Raw genomic sequence first — 16,809 nt, 5'->3', positions numbered from 1 at the left:
TTTAGACCTCTATCTAGAGCCTTCATGACAATTTTGAATATTAATATATAAAGCCTTTTTAGGCAATTTCGGAACACTCTCAATGATGATAAACTTAGCCAATATGGAGAGTTCGTCTTGGGTTAAGGTCCCCCTTTTTTCTTATTCGGAAGTAGAGAGTACTATGGACGTGGCCCGGATCCTTGCCGAGGAGGGCAAGATCGGGGTGGTGGTGGCTGAAAAACAGAACCGTGGAAGGGGCCGCCGCGGCCGAAACTGGCTTTCGCCTGAAGGGGGGCTTTATTTTACTCTCATCGTGCGTCCTGAAATTCCGTCGAAAAAGGCCCATCTCCTCTCATTGGCTTCCGGAGTGGCGGTGGCCAGGGCCATTAAAAAAGAATACGACCTTTCGGTAACCCTTAAGTGGCCGAACGATGTACTTTACGGTGGGCGAAAAGTGGCTGGCATCCTCCTTGAAATGGCCCCCGGAGAGAAAGTTCCCAAATATGCTCTCATTGGCATAGGGGTAAATGTGAATCATCCTGTTTCGCAATTTGAGTCTTCCGGGGTGGCCCTTTGTGAAATTTTGGGAAGGAGGCTCTCTCGAGAGGAGCTTCTGCGATCTATCTTAAAGGAACTTTATACTATCTTTGAGGATTTCTCGCCAGAGGAGGTGCTTTCGAGGTGGAGGACACTTTCGGATACCCTGGGCCGAAAGGTTCGGGTGGCTTCTCCTGAGGGGCTCTTTATTGGGATGGCTTGCGAGGTGGACGAAGAGGGAGCCCTTATCCTTAAGACCGAAGAAGGAAGGATGATAAGAATTTTGGCCGGGGAGTGTCTCTATCTTCGGAAGGCCTAGCCGCACTCGGAATAACCGCAATTCTCACAGAGGAGACAATATTCTCGGTTTTTAAGCGTGTTCCCACAGTCCGGACACTTATCCTTGGGTAGTCTCAGGACCTGCTCTGGACGAGAGCCATAGCGATATACTGTGACCCCCTTAAGTCCCATCTCGTAAGCTTTGAGGTAAATGTGTGCAACTTCCTCCTTGGTGGCGTTTTCCGGAAGATTTATGGTCTTCGAGACTGCGTTGTGGGTGTGACGCTGGAAGGCCGCCTGGACGGCTAGGTGTTGCTCCGGCGGGATCTCTAAGGCTGTTACGAAGAGTTTCTTAAGTTTTTCCGGTACGCCGGAAATCTTGCGCAGACTCCCTTTTTCTAGGATTTCAGAAACGATATCTTGGGAAGAAAGGCCGTAATGGGCAAGGGCCTCCAAGAAGAGATCATGGACTTCGGTCCACTCGGCTCCATCAAAGGCCCTTCGGCGGTAGATCAGGGCAAAGAGGGGTTCGATGCCCGAGGAGGTCCCGGCGATGAGGGAGAGAGTCCCGGTAGGGGCGATGGTAGTGGTGGTGGCGTTCCGCATGTGAGGGGTTTCGGGTTTGTCCCATACGCTTCCGGCATAGGCGGGAAAGCTTCCCCGTTTTTGGCCCAACTCCATGCTTGCGGCTACGGATTCCCGCTCGATAAAGGCCATGATTTCTTCCGCCAGCCTTACGGCCTCTCTAGAAGTGTATGGGATTTCTAACCTAATGAGTAGGTCCGCAAAGCCCATTACTCCAAGGCCTATCTTGCGATTGAGCCGGGTGATCCTGGCGATTTGAGGCAAGGGAAATCGATTCACTTCGATGACGTTATCGAGAAACCGTACGGCCAGGTGTACGACTTCTTTGAGACGTACGTAATCCACCTGTCCTTCTTTAACGAAGCGGGAGAGATTGATAGACCCGAGGTTACAAGATTCGTAGGGAAGCAGTGGTTGTTCGCTACACGGATTGGTGCTTTCGATTTCGCTGAGCAGGGGGGTAGGGTTGTCTCGATTGATGGTGTCGATGAAGATAACCCCCGGATCTCCGGTAAGCCAGGCACTTTCTACTAGGAGGTCAAATAGCCTCCGCGCTCGAACTCTGCGAACTTCCTTTTGGGTTCTGGGATTTATAAGAGAGAAGTAATCGTCTTTCCTAAGGGCTTCCATGAAGGCGTCCGTTAAGGCCACGGAGAGGTTGAAGTTGGTGAGTTCTTTAAAATCTCGCTTTACCAGGATGAAATCCTCAATGTCTGGATGATCTATCCGCAGGATGCCCATGTTGGCCCCGCGGCGCTTGCCGCCCTGTTTGATGGCCTCGGTGGCGGCGTTAAAGACCCTCATGAAGGAAACCGGCCCGCTGGCTACTCCCTGAGTGCTCCTAACCACATCGCCCTTGGGTCTTATACGAGAGAAAGAAAAGCCGGTTCCACCGCCGGATTTGTGAATGAGGGCCGCGTTTTTCAGAGTTTCGAAAATGGACGCCAGGGAATCCTCTATCGGTAGCACGAAACAGGCCGAGAGCTGTCCTAGGGGAAGACCGGCGTTCATGAGGGTAGGGGAGTTGGGGAGGAAATCCAGAGAGGCCATGAGGTGATAAAATTTTTCGGCCCAGGGTTCCGGATCTTCTCCGAAGAAACTTTCGGCCTCGGCTACTGTCCGGGCCACCCGCCAGAACATCTCCTCAGGGGTCTCCACTACTTCGCCGTTTTCGTCCTTTACCAAGTATCGGTAGGCAAGGACCAGAAGGGCAGGCTCCCTTAAAGGGAGGTCCGTCTTGGGAAACTTCATCCTTTCATTATAATAATGAATATGTCGATTTTTCTAGATCTCATTTTTACTCTTTTAGGGCTTGCCATTCTCCTCGGTGGGGGAGATCTCATGGTACGGGGGGCGGCGGCCTTGGCTCGGCGCTTGGGGATTTCTACCACGGTCATCGGCCTTACGGTGGTGGCCTTCGGGACTAGTGCCCCAGAGTTGGCCGTAAATGTGGCCGCCGCCCTTCGGGCCGGAGAGATTTCCTTTGGAAATATCATAGGCTCTAATCTTGCCAATATCGGTCTAGGAATAGGCCTGGCAGCCCTGATAGCTCCTCTGGCGGTCGAGAGCATTGTGGTCAGGCGGGAAATCCCAATGATGATGCTTGCTACCGTAGCTGCGGTGGTCGCAGTCCTTGATCCTTATCTCTCTAACGGTCCAGCCCTTTACTCCCGCACCGAGAGTCTCCTCCTGCTTCTCTTTTTTGCTATTTTCATCTACTACAACCTGGTTGAAGTCGTTCAGGATCGTTTAAACGGTCTGGCGCTTCAGGCGGCTTCCGAGACCTTACCCGAAAAGCCGCTTTCCATTCCGGTGGCCTTAGGACTTTTTGTCTTGGGAGTGGCCGGGCTGGTTCTTGGGGCCGAGGTCACCGTAAGGTTCGCCGTAAGTTTGGCTACGGCCTTGGGACTTCCAAAGGCCTTTATCGGATTTACCCTTATCGCTCTCGGGACTAGCCTTCCAGAGATTGCTATCTCTATTATGGCTGTAAGGCGTGGCGAGACGGACCTTCTCATCGGAAATATCGTGGGGTCAAATATCTTTAATCTACTTTTCATCTTGGGGGTCACCGCTACTATTCGGCCGGTTCCGGTCCCCGAACAGGGATTTCCCGACCTTTTTATGACGTTCTTTCTCTCCTTGGGTCTATGGTTTTTTTCCTTTTCGGGCAAGATCAGGAGGCGGGATGGTATCTTCTTCCTGGTTGCCTATCTGGCCTATCTTGGTTGGAAGGTGATGACCCTGGCTTATTGACACCCCTAACCGGCTCATTATGATTGAAAAATACGAAAAGAGAGAAAAACAGGGCAAGGTATGTTTGAAAATTTAAGTGAAAGGTTGGAAGGGGTTTTTCAGAGGCTCCGGGGCAAGGGCAAACTCACCAAGGATGATGTGGAGCGGGGTCTCAGGGAGGTACGTCTGGCCCTGCTTGAGGCCGACGTTAATTACCGGGTGGTCAAAAATTTTGTCGATCGCGTGCGGGAAAGGGCCCTGGGGGCGGAAGTCCTCGAGAGCCTCACTCCGGCTCAGCAACTCATAAAGATCGTTCACGAAGAACTCATTCGGACTCTGGGAGAAACTCCGGCGCCTCTGGATCTCGGTGGATCAAGGCCGGTTCCTATCCTTCTGGTAGGTCTTCAGGGGTCAGGTAAGACCACTACGGCGGCCAAACTGGCCCTCTTTCTTAGGAAGAAGGGGCATCGGCCCTATTTGGTGCCGGCGGACGTTTATCGGCCGGCGGCTATTGATCAGTTGAAGACTCTTGCCGAAAGGGTGGGGGTCCCGGTTTACGACACTGATCCTACAGACAATCCGGTTGAAATTGCTAAAAAGGCCCTAGCCGAGGCCAAGGCCTTGGGGCGAGACGTGGCCATCATTGACACCGCTGGCCGCCTCCATATCGACGAGGCCATGATGACCGAGGCCGCGGCCATCAAGGAAACCGTAAGTCCCCGTGAGGTGCTCTTGGTCGCCGACGCCATGACTGGCCAAGATGCTGTAAACATTGCCAAGAGCTTTCACGAAAAGGTGGGACTTACGGGGGTGATCCTTACCAAGGTGGAGGGCGATGCTAGAGGGGGGGCCGCTCTTTCCATTCGCGAGGTTACGGGGTGCCCTATCAAGTTCATCGGAACCGGCGAGAAACTGGAGGCTCTGGAGGTCTTTTATCCGGATCGGTTGGCCTCCCGTATTTTGGGAATGGGAGATGTCCTGACCCTGATCGAGAAGGCCCAGGAGGCCTTTGATCTTAAAAAGGCTCGTGAACTTCAGGAAAAACTTCGCCGACGGGAATTTACCCTTGAGGATTTACGGGAACAGATAAAACAGATGCGGAAGCTGGGTTCCATGCAGGAAGTCTTTTCGCTCCTTCCTGGAATCGGTAAGAAGATCAAGGAGATGCCCTTCGATGAAAAAGAACTGGTGCGGATGGAGGCCATCATCAACTCCATGACCCGCCAAGAACGTCTCAATCCCCGGATCATTAACGCTAGCCGCAAGCGTCGGATTGCCCGGGGAAGCGGAACCACTGTTCAGGAGGTGAACAAACTACTCAAGAGTTACGAAGAGATGCGCAAGCTCCTCAAGAAAGCTCGAGGTCCACGGGGGCTAGAACGTTTAGCCCGGAGGCTTTTGCAGGCCTTTTGAGGCACCTTTTTAAAATCAGTATTGATGTTTGCGCATTTCGGTTTAAATTAGGAGCCGAAACAGTTTGGGCAAAGGAGGTGAACAAAGGTGGCGGTAAGGATTAGGCTCATGCGGATGGGGCGGCGCAATCGGCCTTTTTATCGGGTGGTGGCGGCGGAGGCCTCGGCGCCGCGAGACGGTAAGTTTCTGGAGATCCTAGGCTACTATGATCCTGTTAAAGAACCCTTTGAATTCAAGGTGGATCCCGAAAAGGTAAAGAAATGGCTCGATAGGGGGGCCGAGCCTACGGAGACCGTAAGGGCCCTTCTCAAGCGTACCGGGATCCTCAAAGAGATTCAGCAAAAGAAAGCGGCTTAGGTCTTTACGGCCGTGGGTTTTGTAGAGTAAAATTCTCGCTAAAAGATTCCCAGTGGAGGAGGTAGAAGATGGGCAAGCTCAAGGAACTGGTGGAGCAGATGGCCAAGGCCTTGGTGGACAATCCGGATGCTGTTCAGGTAAACGAGATTGAAGGCGAGCAGACCTCAGTAATCGAGTTGCGGGTGGCTAAGGAGGATCTGGGTAAGGTCATCGGTAAACAGGGACGCACGGCCCGGGCTATGCGGACCATCCTGAGTGCGGCTTCCACCAAGCTTCGTAAACGGGCGGTGTTAGAGATTATTGAGTAATCCGAAAAAAAGAGGGCGGGTGGCAGTAGGTAAGATCACCCGCCCTCATGGACTAAAAGGCGAGGTTCGAGTCCTTCCCTTTCTTTCCAATCGAGAGCTTTTAAAGGAACTTCCTCGATTTTTCCTTCAAAAAGAAGGCGAAGAGATCTTAATACCTATTTCAGTAAGGGAGGCCCCAGGGGGGCGGGACTTCCTTTTTCGTTTTGAGGGTATCGAGGATGTTGAGATCGCTGAGGGGTTGCGGGGAAGGGTTCTCTATGCCGAAGTTTCTGATTTTCCCGAACTTGAAGAGGGAGAGTTCTATTATTTTCAGATCGAAGACCTTCCTGTGAAGACCGAAGCTGGAGAGATCCTGGGCCGGGTTAAGGGCGTGATGCCGGTTGGGCCTTACGACCTCCTTGAGGTGGAAACCAAAGAGGGCCAAAGTTTTTACCTTCCCATGGTGGAGGAGGTGATCCTGGAGATCAATCTTGATGAGGGCTACGTTCTAGTTCGTCCCACCCCCGGACTTATCGAGAGCCAGATTTGAGATGGTTTTCGATCTCATAACCATTTTCCCGGAATATTTTGAGTCTCCCCTGAAGGTTGGTCTCTTGGGAAAGGCTATCCAGAAAGGGTTGCTCAAGGTCCGTCTCCATAATCTACGGGACTTTGCTACCGACAAGCACCGCACGGTGGATGATAAGCCGTTTGGTGGTGGGGAGGGTATGCTGCTTAAACCCGAACCCCTCTATCGTGCCATCGAAGCCTTGAAAAAAGAGTCTCCCGAACCCTGGGTAGTTTATCTCTCTCCTCAGGGAAGGCTTTTCAATCAGGAGGTGGCCCGCGAGCTACTTGCAAAGAAACATTTAATCTTAATCTGTGGCCGTTACGAGGGGATAGATGAACGCATAAGGCAGTATTTCGTAGATGACGAGATTTCTATCGGAGACTATGTCCTTTTCGGCGGTGAGGCGGCAGCTCTGGTCTTGATCGAGACCGTCGCACGTCTTGTGCCCGGGGTGGTAGGGTGTGAGGATTCCGTAAAGCGAGATTCCTTTGCCGAGGGCCTCCTGAAACATCCTCAGTACACCCGACCTCGGGATTTTATGGGCTACACGGTTCCAGAGGTTTTGCTCTCTGGCGACCACGCCCGTATTGAGCGTTTCAGACGAGAGGAATCCCTGCGAATAACCTTTGAGAAACGTCCTGATCTTTTGGCCAAGGCTTCGCTTACCGATGAAGACCGAGCCTTCTTAGAGAAGCTAAAACGGGAGAAGGCTCGTAAGGCCAAAGTTTACGCGGCTCTGCTTCACTATCCGGTTCTGAACAAGGAAGGCCGCAAGATCGCCTCCTCCTTCACCAATCTTGATCTCCACGACATTGCCCGGGTGGCGAGAACTTACGGCCTTAAGGCTTATTTTATCGTGCAGCCCCTATCTGACCAGCGGGCTATCATGGAGGAGATGCTTGAGTTCTGGCTTTCAGGTCCTGGGGCTAAGCACAATCCCGACCGTCGCGAGGCCCTGAGCCTGGTGCGTCCGGTTCATTCTTTGAATGAGGTTATTGAAGAGATCCGAAAGATCGAAGGCCACGATCCCGTCATCCTGGCCACCGATGCCAGGCCCCTGCGAAAGACCTTTTCTTATGAAGAGGCCCGAGGTCTTATTTTCTCCGGGAAACCGGTTTTGGTGTTATTCGGCACGGCCTGGGGACTGGCCGATGAGGTCCTTGACAAGAGCCATTATTTCCTTTTACCTATTTCCGGAAGACTTGACGAGTATAACCATCTTTCGGTAAGATCAGCGGCTAGCATTATAATTGATCGCTTGTTAGGGGAGGGAAGATAAGATGTTTCCGCTTATTCAAGAGGTAGAGAAACGTTATCTGCGAAAGGATCTACCGGATTTCCGCCCGGGGGATACTGTTCGGGTACATTATCGGATTCAGGAAGGGGATGAAAAGGAAAGGGTTCAGGTCTTCGAGGGTGTGGTCATTCGTAAACGCGGAGGTGGTACCGGGGCCACTTTTACCGTTAGGAAGATCTCTTTCGGTATAGGTGTGGAGAGAACTTTTCCCCTCCATTCCCCCCGAATCGAAAAAATCGAAGTTGTGAAACGGGGTAAGGTTCGGAGGGCTAGGCTTTACTATCTCCGTGGCCGTTACGGAAAGGCTGCCCGCATCAAGGAGCGTCTATAGGGTATGCTCTGGCCTCCCGAATATTTTTCTTCTCAGCGTTGGGCGCGGGAGAAATCTTTCCGCAAGGCCGGCTATCGGTTTATTGCCGGGGTGGACGAGGTCGGACGGGGGGCGCTGGCTGGGCCGGTGGTGGCGGCCGCGGTTATTCTCCCGGAGGATTTCGATCATGAAGATCTTGCGGACTCCAAGGTCTTAACTCCCGAAAAACGGGCAACCCTTTATGAAATCATCGTTCGGGAGGCCATTTCTTGGGCAGTGGGAGAGGCTTCCCATGAGGAAGTGGATGCCCTTGGGATCCTTCAGGCGAGCCTTTTGGCTATGTCCCGAGCGGTTACCAGGCTTACCCCTACTCCGGAACTCCTTTTGGTGGACGGTCGTTTTTGCCTTCCGGGCTGGAGCGGGCCGCAGAAGGCCGTAGTGGACGGAGACGCACTCTGTGCCTCTGTGGCCGCGGCTTCCATCGTGGCCAAGGTTACCCGGGATCGTCTGATGGAGTCCGTAAGCCCTACATACCCGGTTTACGGATTTTCCCGCCATAAGGGGTACGGCACTAAGGAACACCTCGAGGCCTTAAAACTTTATGGCCCTTGCCCGATTCATCGCCGAACTTTTCGTCCGGTTTCGGACCTCACCGGACCGCCAGGGCCTCGGTAAAGAGGCCGAGGCTCTGGCCGAAAGGTATCTTAAACTCAAAGGTTACCGAATTCTTGCCCGAAACTGGCGGACACGTCTCGGAGAGATAGACCTCATCGCCGAAAGGGGGGATACACTGGTCTTTATAGAAGTTAAGGCCCGTCGTAAGCTTACTCATGGTCTTCCCGAGGAGGCCGTAAATCCCGCTAAACAGAAAAAGCTCTTAACTCTAGCGAGAACCTACTTATCTTCTTACGCAGGAAGGGCCAAAAGGGTACGCTTTGATGTCATAGCCCTGGATTTTTCGGGAAAGAAACCCTGTATAAGACACCTTGAGGGTGTGATAGAGGATGGCGGAACGTAAACTTCCGGTTACCTATCAGGACCTGCTCTCCCGGCCGGCGGAGGAGGCCGAAAAGCTTCTTACGGAGCTCAGTTTTCGTGAGCAAATGGATCTTGTGCTTGCTACTCCCTGGGAACTCCGGGCCCGAGTCATCACGCTTTCGCCTCTGGCCGAAGGGCTGGTAAAAAACCTACCTCCCCAGGAGCTTTTCCTCACTCTCAAAGCCGTCTCTACGGAAGAAGCGGTGGATCTCCTGAGCTACGCCAAAGGGCCCCAAATTCAGTTCCTTTTTGATATAGATGCCTGGCGGAAGGATCGCCTTGCTCCTGAAAGGTTTACCGCCTGGCTAGTTCTCCTTTTTGAGACCTCTGAGGACAAAGTGGCCGAGTGGCTTCGGGTGGCGGACTTCGATTTTCTGGTAGCCATTATGCAAAGGTTCGTGCGGGTAGTGAAGCGCCCGGACGATGTAGATCTTACCGAGGCCCGCGACTGGCTCCCACCCTATACTTTAGATGAAGTCTATTTCGTGGAGTTCAGAAAACAAAAGCTTGAGTTTTATTTCCGGCGCATCATTGAGATCATCCGGGACATGGATGAGAACTATTACTACAACCTTATGGAGGCCATCATCTGGGAGCTTCCCTCCCAGGTAGAGGAGATGGCCTATCGTTGGCGTCGGGGGCGGCTGGCCGATCATGGGATTCCGGATTACTTTGAGGCCTTGGACGTTTACGCTCCAATAGTCAAGAATCATCTTCGTCGGATAGATCCGCGCTACCTCCCCGGACGAGTAGAAGAAACCGGAGAGAGCCCGCCTGGTTTTGTGCCGGCGCTTTATTATCCTGGGGCCGAGAGGTTTTCCGAGGCCCTTTCTCGGATTACGGATCCCCATCAGCTCGATCGCCTGAAAAGGGAGCTCGCCTGGATCACCAACAAGGTCCTTATCGTGGATCATGTGAGTATTGACGAGATTGCCCAGGTGGAGGATTCCTTAAATAAGGTCTTGGGGTATCTCAATATCGGTTTGGAATATCTAGCTGGGCCAGATCCAGAGGCTGGGCGACGAATTCTTGAAACTTACTTCCTAGAGGACATCTTCCGGCTAGCACACACCCTGATCGTAAGCCTTCGCAAAAAGGCTCGCGAAATCAGCTCTCAGGAGGACCTGGATGTCCGTGTCCTGAGACACCTTGATGAACCCTATGCCTCCTATCTCAAAGGAGTTACGGTACGGGACGCCAACCGCATCAAGTTTTTTGTGCCGGATAAGGCCGGAACCGCAGAGGAATACCGCTGGTTCCGTGAGCTTTCCGAGGTAAGGCAGGTGGAGAGGATCATTGAGGAAGTCGGTTACTGGGCCGTTCTTATTCAGAAGGCCTTTGGCATCCCGCCTCTTTGGGTGGCGGAAATGGCTACCCAAAAAACCAACTTCCTTGAACCTTCGGACATTACCTGGTCGGCCTTAATCCTTACGGGATTGGCCAACTGGGTCCTTTCCCAGGAGTTTAAGTTTGCTCCTATTCCAGCGAAAAGGTGGCCTGAAGTTCTGGAAAGGTTTCTGGAGGTTCGTTCTAACTCGGAAAGAAACCGGTTTTCCGAAGAGCTTTTCCGGGAACTTCTGGATAACTTCAGGCGCCTCGCCCAACAGACCTTTTACTACGCCCCGGAACTCACCGAGAGTTTTCTAAGGTTTGTGGCCTCCCGTTTCGAGGAGGAATACGCTTTTGCCGATCCCGAGTCCCCGCCCTCTCCTCGTTACGTGCGTTATATCTTGATCACAGAATAAAACCCAGCTTTTTATCGACTCCAAATTAAACTGGCTTCAAAGGTCGGTATTTACAAATCCTTCGAAAGAAAACGGAAGAATTCCACCCCGTTAAATAGGAGTGATTCTATCTTTCTATCTTTAACCAAGTTTTCCAGAAATCTTTTTATCTCTTCTGCGCTCACTCCGAAGGCCCGGGCCAGTTCTTCGGCTGGAGCCGGACGGCGCCTGAGGTAGGCCAAGATTTCTTCTGCTCCAATTTTGCCTCCACCGGCCCTTCTTTCCGGAGGACGCGTTAAGACTTCCGCTTCCGGGCCGAACTCTCTGGCCAGGGCCAGGAGCTCGGCATAAGAGAGGGGCTTTGCTCGGGGATCGGCCGGCGGCCTCACCACGGTATTTAATTGCACCCGGTGGGGCTTTATCCGTAAAACCGCCTTCTTCAGGGCCTCTATATCCTCAGGGGTATCATTCAGGCCTTTTACCAGGAGGATCTCGAGCCAGAGCTCCCCGGACATGGCCTCCCGCAAGCGCGCTAGGGCCTCCACGATCCTCTCGGGCTCAAGGCCTGCCGCCGGACGGTTTACCTTTCGGAAAGACTCGCTCCTTGCGGCATCCAGAGAGGCCAGCACATAATCCACTTCGCAAAGGGCAGAGAAGACCTCCGGGGACTCCAGAGTGGTACTGTTGGTAAGGACTGCGATGGGCCTATCCGTAAGCTTCCTTACGAGTTTGACTACCTCCGGGAAAATGATATTCAGGGTGGGTTCACCCGAACCCGTAAGGGTCACTACATCATAATTTTTTTCTCTTAAAGCCCGCTTCAGACTGGCTTTTAATTCGAAAAACGGACGATATTCCGCCCTCTCCAGGGTTAACCGCGTGGTGCGGCCCACCTCGCAATACACACAATCCATAGAACAGACCTTGGACGGAACAAGGTCCACCCCTAGGGAAAGCCCCAGCCTTCGCGATCTAACCGGACCGAAGATGGGCATTTAGCTATATTTACTCACCAGCTCCCGCATCTTCAGATAAGCCTCGCGGGCTAGATTTACGTGTTCTAAGAACCAGGGGAGCTCTTCAAGTTGAAGGGCCTGAGGACCGTCACAGAGAGCTTCTTCTGGCTTGGGATGAAACTCAACCAAAACCATGTTGGCCCCTGCGATCACACCTTGGGCAGCCACGTGATAGATGTCTTTAATACCATCTGGAGCCGCTACTCGTGAACCGATAGGATGCGATGGATCCACGCAGACCGGAAGCCTGGTCTGACGCTTAATCACTGGTACATGTCCGAAATCCACTAGATTACGGTGGGGATCTCCCAAGTGGGTCCTTACGCCTCGCAGACAGAAGATAATTTTGTGGTTGCCTTCACTGGCAATGTATTCGCAGGCATTGAGGGATTCTTCAATGGAAAGCCCCATGCCCCGCTTATAGAGTACCGGAAACTCGGTTTGGCTTCCAACCGCCCGCAGGAGTTCAAAATTCTGGGCGTTGCGGGTTCCGATCTGTAGCATCACTCCGGTGGGATGTCCAGTTTTCTCCAAGGCTTCCCGGATTTCGTCTATGTGATGAGGGGAGAGTACCTCCATGGCGATGACCTTTATGCCGTATTTTCCAGCGAGTTCAAAGAGCCAAGGGAGACATTCTTTGCCAAATCCCTGAAAATCGTACGGGGAGGTGCGGGGTTTGTAGGCCCCCATACGGGCGGTGACTACACCGTTTTCGGAAAGGGCTTTGAAGATGGTCTCGGCATTTTCTTTGGAATCAACCGCGCAGAGCCCGGCAAAAACATGGAAAGAATCCTGATCGAACTTCAGTCCCTGATATTCAAAACCAAAAGGTTCAAGACTTCCATGTCGACCGATCTGGCGATACTTGGCCGAAACCCGGATGGCCTTTTCTACTCCCGGTAAAGCCTGAACTTCTTCTAAAGGCACCTTTTGCGTATCTCCTATGAGATGGATCTCGATTACTTTCCGGCTTACACCTTCATACTGGGCCACACGAAGCTTTATACCTTCAAAACGGGCAAAATAGTCGTAAATTTTTCGGAATTCCGGACTTTCTGGGGTAACCTCCGGTTTAAGGATGACAATCATTCTCTAAAAACCTCCTTCCATTATTATTTTTATCGTCTATATCGAATAGCTTCTCACCAACATATGGCTTCTTTTCAATTTAAATTTACATCCTTACGCGATTTTTAAAAATGGCAACCCTCCCTTAAAGACTGATTTCCACTTAATCGTTTCGTCAGAGGAGCTTGCGCCCCTGAAACTCCCTGCAGCGCTTTAGTTTTTTCGATTTTCCTTTTACCTACTGGCTAAAATCAGCTATTCGGATCAATTTCAATCTCAAACACGCCAACGGGTTTAGGTATCCAGATCTCTGCTTTAGCGGAAAGCTGGCGGAAAAAATTTTTTGCTATAAATATCGGAAATTTTAATCTCCGGTGAGACTCGGCGCGAAAGCTTCTATTAGAATGTAAAAAAAAGGTTAAAAACGAGATAATTACAGTTAATACGATTTGACCTTTGCCTTGGTGTTAGCCAAAATTCTAGCGATATTATCTATGGAGGAGGTTGGTATGGATAGGGTAAAGCTATGGATGGCGGGCTTGTTAGGTGTATTTCTTCTCTTTTTGGGAGCGTGTACCAAGGAAGCAGCTGAGAAGCGGGCCCAGGTCCTCAAACCTCCGGTAGTGGCTCCGGGAGCAGAGTATGTGGGTGCGGAAACCTGTCTAGAATGTCACGAGGATTACGCGGCGGATGCCAAGACCAATGTTCACCTGAGACTGGCGGATTATGAGGCTCCTGGCTACGCCAAGGGTTGTGAGGGCTGTCATGGGCCGGGGTCCAAGCACGTGGAGGCCATGCAGGAGGACGATACGGAAAAGGGACTTTCAGCCATCATTCGTTTCGGGGAGGAAGGCTTCGAAGGCGAGGAGGCCAGTGCCGTCTGCATGACCTGTCACGCCGGCGGCGAGACCATGCACTTTGCCTTCTCTGCCCACTTTGAAAACGATGTGGCCTGTTCCGACTGTCATAAAGTGCACGGGAACAAGCGGGAGGCTCTGCTGGCCAAAGCCGAGCTTGAACTCTGCGCTTCCTGTCACCGGGATGTGCAGTCCAAACTCTTCTTCCCCTCTCACCACCCGGTTAAGGAGGGTCACCTAGGCTGTTCCGACTGTCACAATCCTCATGGCACGGGTAACCCCATCCCGGGCATGCTTAGAACGGAGGAACGGTTGAACGATCTTTGTCTTACCTGTCATACCCGCTACCAGGGGCCTTTTGTGTTCGAACACGAGCCCGTGGTGGAGGACTGCACCATCTGCCACGATCCCCACGGTGCGGTGGCCAACAACCTGCTGAAGCAGAACGAGCCCTTCCTGTGCATGCAGTGTCATGAGGTCCACTTCCATGCCACTAGGTATAACGATAAGGATACGGTCCATCCTTTTAATCCTGCAGGTTATCCGGTGGGCCAGGATTGGCGTTATCCTTCGGCGCCTAACATTCACTCTACAGCTGAGGGGTGGCAGAAGAGCTTTCTTACCAAGTGTACGCAGTGCCATCCTTCTGTGCACGGTTCGGACTTTCCGTCTCAGACCATTCCTGGTCAGGGTAAGAAGCTTACCCGATAGGGGTTTGAAATGCAGGGAAATAACCAAAGTTTAAAAATAGGAGGAGGTGCTAGGATGAGGAGGTTGATTTTATTGTTGATGGCTCTAGGTCTGGTGTTGACATGTAGCCAGGCCTGGGCCGAGGATGAGAAGTCTTACGAGCTAGAGGTAAACCTTGGGGCCTCGGTAAACGATTACGGAGATGTACCCAACCGGGCTGCAGAGTACAAAAGCCAAGTGGACATGGACTCTTCCTGGTATATAGGAGGTAAGTTCAGTCTGGCCGAGAAAGATTTTCTCCTGAATCTTGAGGGTCGTTACATTGAAGTCAACGATCAGGAGTATTCCGGAAGCCTCGATTTTCGGCGTCTTTTCTCTTTCAAGAGCAACTACTATAGGTTCTATCACAGGCTCGACCGAGACCTAATGGAGAACCTCCAGGCCACGGCTACTGAATATCGGGGTGGCACTTGGTATCCCGAAAAATATACGAGTACCTTTACTCCTCCGTCTTCTATGCCAGACGTCAAAGATATTGATAATGATGGGGTCTGGGAAGGAGCTTCGGCGGCGGTTTGGCATGATAGCTACGAGAAGGTCCACCATTACGGGGTAACTCGCTCGCTCTGGAAAAACGACGCCATTTTGCGTCTGCCTACCGTTCCCGGTGTGGTGCTGGGCTTCACTCACCGTATGGAGGAGCGCAAGGGTTGGGATCAGGCCCGTACGGTCTCCAAGTGCTCTAGCTGTCACGTAGCGGCTTACTCCAAGTACATCGAGGAATACACCAATGATTACATTCCGTACATTGAAGCCCGTCTTGGCCGGTGGACGGTGCGTTACAGCCTCATGTATCGCAGCTTTAACACCTCCAGCGACGTTCCCCGCCACCTCTATCTCAATGCCCAGGGGCCTGCCCCTACCACCGATCCTGCGGCGGCCCTCAAGCCTGATTTTGGTTTGGCCCCGGGAGAGTTTCCGGGAGAGGGGGGCTTGAACTACGACTACAGCGACGGCGAGCTTCCCTTTGCGCGCACGCCCGAATCCGAGAAGTGGCAGCACACTCTGAAGGCCAAGTGGGATATCTCTTCCTCCCAGATACTTAACCTTGGTTTCGTTTACTCCGAGGCCACCAATGAGTCCTCTGATGAAGCTGAGGGTGGCTCCGGTCTTCTCTACGGAGATGCCGGTGAAGAGCTTGAGGTGGATTACCTGGCTTTCTCCGGCAACTGGCATTGGCGTCTTCGCAAGGATATGAGCCTCACGGTCAAGGCCAAGTATCACACCATGGACGGTGATGATGTTTACATTCAGCTCGACCCTTACTACAACCCCGCTGATCCCACCATTGATGGCAAGGATTTCAGTTTTAATCGTAAGTCCGCCTACGACGAGGACGAGTATATCTTCTCCGCAGATCTTTCCTGGCGTTATTCCCGGGAGTTGGCCTTCAGATTTGGTTATGAGTTGGAATACATTGATCGTAAGAACGCCGAAGAACATCATGTGACCGATGAGACTACAGAACACCTCTTCAAATTGGGCGCCACCTGGAAGCCTATGGCTGGTCTAAAGGTGAAGGCGGACTATAACTTCCTCTACGTAGATGATCCTTACGCCTTCAAGCACGCGGCTTGCCCGGAGGAGGCTATAGGCACTAGTGTAGGGGGAACGGATTATACGCCAGTGAACTCGAACCCGGATAATCCCTGGAACTATTCCTGGTACAGTTACACTGTGTATGGCCGTCGGCATGCGGATACCACTAATCAGCCTGAGATGGCCCACGATCTCGGGGTTAAGGTGGACTACATCTTGAGTGCCAATTTGAACACCAATTTCTATCTCAAATACCGCTATGCAGAAAACGAAGACGATACCGACGGCTACAATTGGGAGCAGAATACCTTTATGGGTGGCGTGAACGTGACCTATACCCCCATGGAAAAGTTCGGTGTTAACGTGGGGTACAACTTCTTCTGGGATGAGTACACGAGTATGCTCTGTGCAGCCGTGTACCACGGGTGAGGGGGCCACGTCATGTCGGACCAGGTTCGGTCCGCCAACGATGAGCTCGATTGGGAAAATGTGGCCCATGTCTTTTACCTCAATGTTTTCTTCGTACCCATGGAGAAGTTGGATCTTTCGGCCACTCTTAGCTACACTCTAGCTGAGGCCGAGATGGAAAGTCCCAGTATGCCTTCGGTGACAGTGACCAATGGTGGAGGCACTTTTGACGGGGCCTACAATCCTATTCTTATGAACAACGCCGACGAGTACTCCGACCTCGACTATTCCATGCTCGAGCTGGAGGTCACCGGAACCTACCAGATCAGGGATAACCTATCGTTTACCCTTAATTACTGGTACTCCGACTTCGACGACGACGAGCCCTATGTGTACGGCGACCTCGATGGCGACGCCTATACCCTTACCGGGTTCATAACCTGGAGCTTCTAGCGCGCAGCGCTTGAACCCCACACCTTCTCCCGCAGGGGCGGGCGACCAGCCCGCCCTTTTTTTGTTTTTTAAAGATTTGTTGCTATGGTTGAGAAAATCTGATAAA

At 52.3% G+C, this 16,809-nt stretch carries 16 protein-coding genes; 13 read left to right on the top strand and 3 right to left on the bottom strand.

Annotated features, from left to right (window positions below):
* Nucleotides 1-82 precede the first annotated feature (82 nt).
* Nucleotides 83-838 (top strand): biotin--[acetyl-CoA-carboxylase] ligase, encoded by a 756-nt coding sequence (locus tag TDIS_RS05585; RefSeq protein WP_068670186.1) that lies wholly within the window; start codon nucleotides 83-85, stop codon nucleotides 836-838.
* Here the strand turns inward: TDIS_RS05585 and TDIS_RS05580 are convergent.
* Nucleotides 835-2,634: an adenosylcobalamin-dependent ribonucleoside-diphosphate reductase gene (locus tag TDIS_RS05580; protein WP_068670184.1), complete on the bottom strand. Its 1,800-nt coding sequence runs from the start codon at nucleotides 2,632-2,634 to the stop codon at nucleotides 835-837. The two genes, TDIS_RS05585 and TDIS_RS05580, sit on opposite strands and share 4 nt — an antisense overlap.
* Nucleotides 2,635-2,655: 21 nt before the next feature.
* Between TDIS_RS05580 and TDIS_RS05575 the strand changes: the two genes are divergently transcribed.
* The 10 genes from TDIS_RS05575 (at nucleotide 2,656) to TDIS_RS05530 (ending at nucleotide 10,633) form a co-directional block, all read left to right on the top strand.
* The gene (locus TDIS_RS05575; RefSeq protein WP_068670181.1) at nucleotides 2,656-3,636 is read left to right on the top strand and encodes a calcium/sodium antiporter; all 981 of its coding nucleotides are present in this window, start codon (nucleotides 2,656-2,658) and stop codon (nucleotides 3,634-3,636) included.
* 60 nt (nucleotides 3,637-3,696) lie between these two features.
* Entirely contained in the window at nucleotides 3,697-5,028 is a 1,332-nt protein-coding gene (gene ffh / locus TDIS_RS05570) for a signal recognition particle protein (protein WP_068670179.1), read from the top strand.
* Between the two features lie 87 nt (nucleotides 5,029-5,115).
* Complete coding sequence (gene rpsP / locus TDIS_RS05565; RefSeq protein WP_068670177.1) at nucleotides 5,116-5,385, top strand: 30S ribosomal protein S16; 270 nt, start codon at nucleotides 5,116-5,118, stop codon at nucleotides 5,383-5,385.
* Nucleotides 5,386-5,453: 68 nt separating this feature from the next.
* Complete coding sequence (locus tag TDIS_RS05560; RefSeq protein WP_068670175.1) at nucleotides 5,454-5,693, top strand: KH domain-containing protein; 240 nt, start codon at nucleotides 5,454-5,456, stop codon at nucleotides 5,691-5,693.
* Between the two features lie 19 nt (nucleotides 5,694-5,712).
* The gene (gene rimM, locus TDIS_RS05555) at nucleotides 5,713-6,222 is read left to right on the top strand and encodes a ribosome maturation factor RimM (RefSeq protein WP_068670173.1); all 510 of its coding nucleotides are present in this window, start codon (nucleotides 5,713-5,715) and stop codon (nucleotides 6,220-6,222) included.
* Between the two features lies 1 nt (nucleotide 6,223).
* Nucleotides 6,224-7,522, top strand: a complete 1,299-nt coding sequence (gene trmD / locus TDIS_RS11405; RefSeq protein WP_068670171.1) for a tRNA (guanosine(37)-N1)-methyltransferase TrmD — start codon at nucleotides 6,224-6,226, stop codon at nucleotides 7,520-7,522.
* 1 nt (nucleotide 7,523) lies between these two features.
* Complete coding sequence (gene rplS / locus TDIS_RS05545) at nucleotides 7,524-7,871, top strand: 50S ribosomal protein L19 (RefSeq protein WP_068670169.1); 348 nt, start codon at nucleotides 7,524-7,526, stop codon at nucleotides 7,869-7,871.
* 3 nt (nucleotides 7,872-7,874) lie between these two features.
* Entirely contained in the window at nucleotides 7,875-8,525 is a 651-nt protein-coding gene (locus TDIS_RS05540) for a ribonuclease HII (RefSeq protein ID WP_068670167.1), read from the top strand.
* A complete protein-coding gene (locus TDIS_RS05535) occupies nucleotides 8,452-8,868 on the top strand; it encodes a YraN family protein (RefSeq protein WP_068670165.1) in 417 nt (138 codons plus the stop codon). The genes TDIS_RS05540 and TDIS_RS05535 overlap by 74 nt, the downstream gene beginning before the upstream one ends.
* The gene (locus tag TDIS_RS05530; RefSeq protein WP_068670163.1) at nucleotides 8,855-10,633 is read left to right on the top strand and encodes a DUF6178 family protein; all 1,779 of its coding nucleotides are present in this window, start codon (nucleotides 8,855-8,857) and stop codon (nucleotides 10,631-10,633) included. Before TDIS_RS05535 ends, TDIS_RS05530 begins: the two co-directional genes overlap by 14 nt.
* Nucleotides 10,634-10,683: 50 nt before the next feature.
* Here TDIS_RS05530 and TDIS_RS05525 read toward each other — a convergent pair whose 3' ends face one another.
* Both TDIS_RS05525 and TDIS_RS05520 read right to left on the bottom strand, forming a co-directional pair.
* Entirely contained in the window at nucleotides 10,684-11,607 is a 924-nt protein-coding gene (locus tag TDIS_RS05525; protein WP_068670161.1) for a radical SAM protein, read from the bottom strand.
* Nucleotides 11,608-12,717 (bottom strand): 3-deoxy-7-phosphoheptulonate synthase, encoded by a 1,110-nt coding sequence (locus tag TDIS_RS05520; protein WP_068670159.1) that lies wholly within the window; start codon nucleotides 12,715-12,717, stop codon nucleotides 11,608-11,610. It abuts the gene before it with no gap.
* A gap of 488 nt (nucleotides 12,718-13,205) precedes the next feature.
* Between TDIS_RS05520 and TDIS_RS05515 the strand changes: the two genes are divergently transcribed.
* Both TDIS_RS05515 and TDIS_RS05510 read left to right on the top strand, forming a co-directional pair.
* On the top strand, nucleotides 13,206-14,264 hold the full coding sequence (locus TDIS_RS05515; RefSeq protein ID WP_068670157.1) for a GSU2203 family decaheme c-type cytochrome: 1,059 nt from the start codon (nucleotides 13,206-13,208) through the stop codon (nucleotides 14,262-14,264).
* A gap of 54 nt (nucleotides 14,265-14,318) precedes the next feature.
* The gene (locus tag TDIS_RS05510; RefSeq protein WP_263046556.1) at nucleotides 14,319-16,703 is read left to right on the top strand and encodes a GSU2204 family CXXCH-containing (seleno)protein; all 2,385 of its coding nucleotides are present in this window, start codon (nucleotides 14,319-14,321) and stop codon (nucleotides 16,701-16,703) included.
* The last annotated feature ends 106 nt before the right edge of the window (nucleotides 16,704-16,809 follow it).

Origin of the sequence: Thermosulfurimonas dismutans, assembly GCF_001652585.1 — a bacterium.
Classification (GTDB): domain Bacteria; phylum Desulfobacterota; class Thermodesulfobacteria; order Thermodesulfobacteriales; family Thermodesulfobacteriaceae; genus Thermosulfurimonas; species Thermosulfurimonas dismutans.
Note: the sequence above shows the minus strand (reverse complement) of the source record. Positions and strands in the feature narration are given on the sequence as shown.

What these genes read in the sequence shown, in the direction of transcription:
- ffh (WP_068670179.1), top strand. Translation starts at nt 3,697, where the DNA reads ATGTTTGAAAATTTAAGTGAAAGGTTGGAAGGGGTTTTTCAGAGGCTC.
- TDIS_RS05520 (WP_068670159.1), bottom strand. Translation starts at nt 12,717, where the DNA reads ATGATTGTCATCCTTAAACCGGAGGTTACCCCAGAAAGTCCGGAATTC.
- TDIS_RS05515 (WP_068670157.1), top strand. Translation starts at nt 13,206, where the DNA reads ATGGATAGGGTAAAGCTATGGATGGCGGGCTTGTTAGGTGTATTTCTT.
- TDIS_RS05580 (WP_068670184.1), bottom strand. Translation starts at nt 2,634, where the DNA reads ATGAAGTTTCCCAAGACGGACCTCCCTTTAAGGGAGCCTGCCCTTCTG.
- TDIS_RS05585 (WP_068670186.1), top strand. Translation starts at nt 83, where the DNA reads ATGATGATAAACTTAGCCAATATGGAGAGTTCGTCTTGGGTTAAGGTC.
- TDIS_RS05530 (WP_068670163.1), top strand. Translation starts at nt 8,855, where the DNA reads ATGGCGGAACGTAAACTTCCGGTTACCTATCAGGACCTGCTCTCCCGG.
- TDIS_RS05535 (WP_068670165.1), top strand. Translation starts at nt 8,452, where the DNA reads ATGGCCCTTGCCCGATTCATCGCCGAACTTTTCGTCCGGTTTCGGACC.
- TDIS_RS05540 (WP_068670167.1), top strand. Translation starts at nt 7,875, where the DNA reads ATGCTCTGGCCTCCCGAATATTTTTCTTCTCAGCGTTGGGCGCGGGAG.
- TDIS_RS05560 (WP_068670175.1), top strand. Translation starts at nt 5,454, where the DNA reads ATGGGCAAGCTCAAGGAACTGGTGGAGCAGATGGCCAAGGCCTTGGTG.
- TDIS_RS05575 (WP_068670181.1), top strand. Translation starts at nt 2,656, where the DNA reads ATGTCGATTTTTCTAGATCTCATTTTTACTCTTTTAGGGCTTGCCATT.
- trmD (WP_068670171.1), top strand. Translation starts at nt 6,224, where the DNA reads ATGGTTTTCGATCTCATAACCATTTTCCCGGAATATTTTGAGTCTCCC.
- TDIS_RS05525 (WP_068670161.1), bottom strand. Translation starts at nt 11,607, where the DNA reads ATGCCCATCTTCGGTCCGGTTAGATCGCGAAGGCTGGGGCTTTCCCTA.
- rplS (WP_068670169.1), top strand. Translation starts at nt 7,524, where the DNA reads ATGTTTCCGCTTATTCAAGAGGTAGAGAAACGTTATCTGCGAAAGGAT.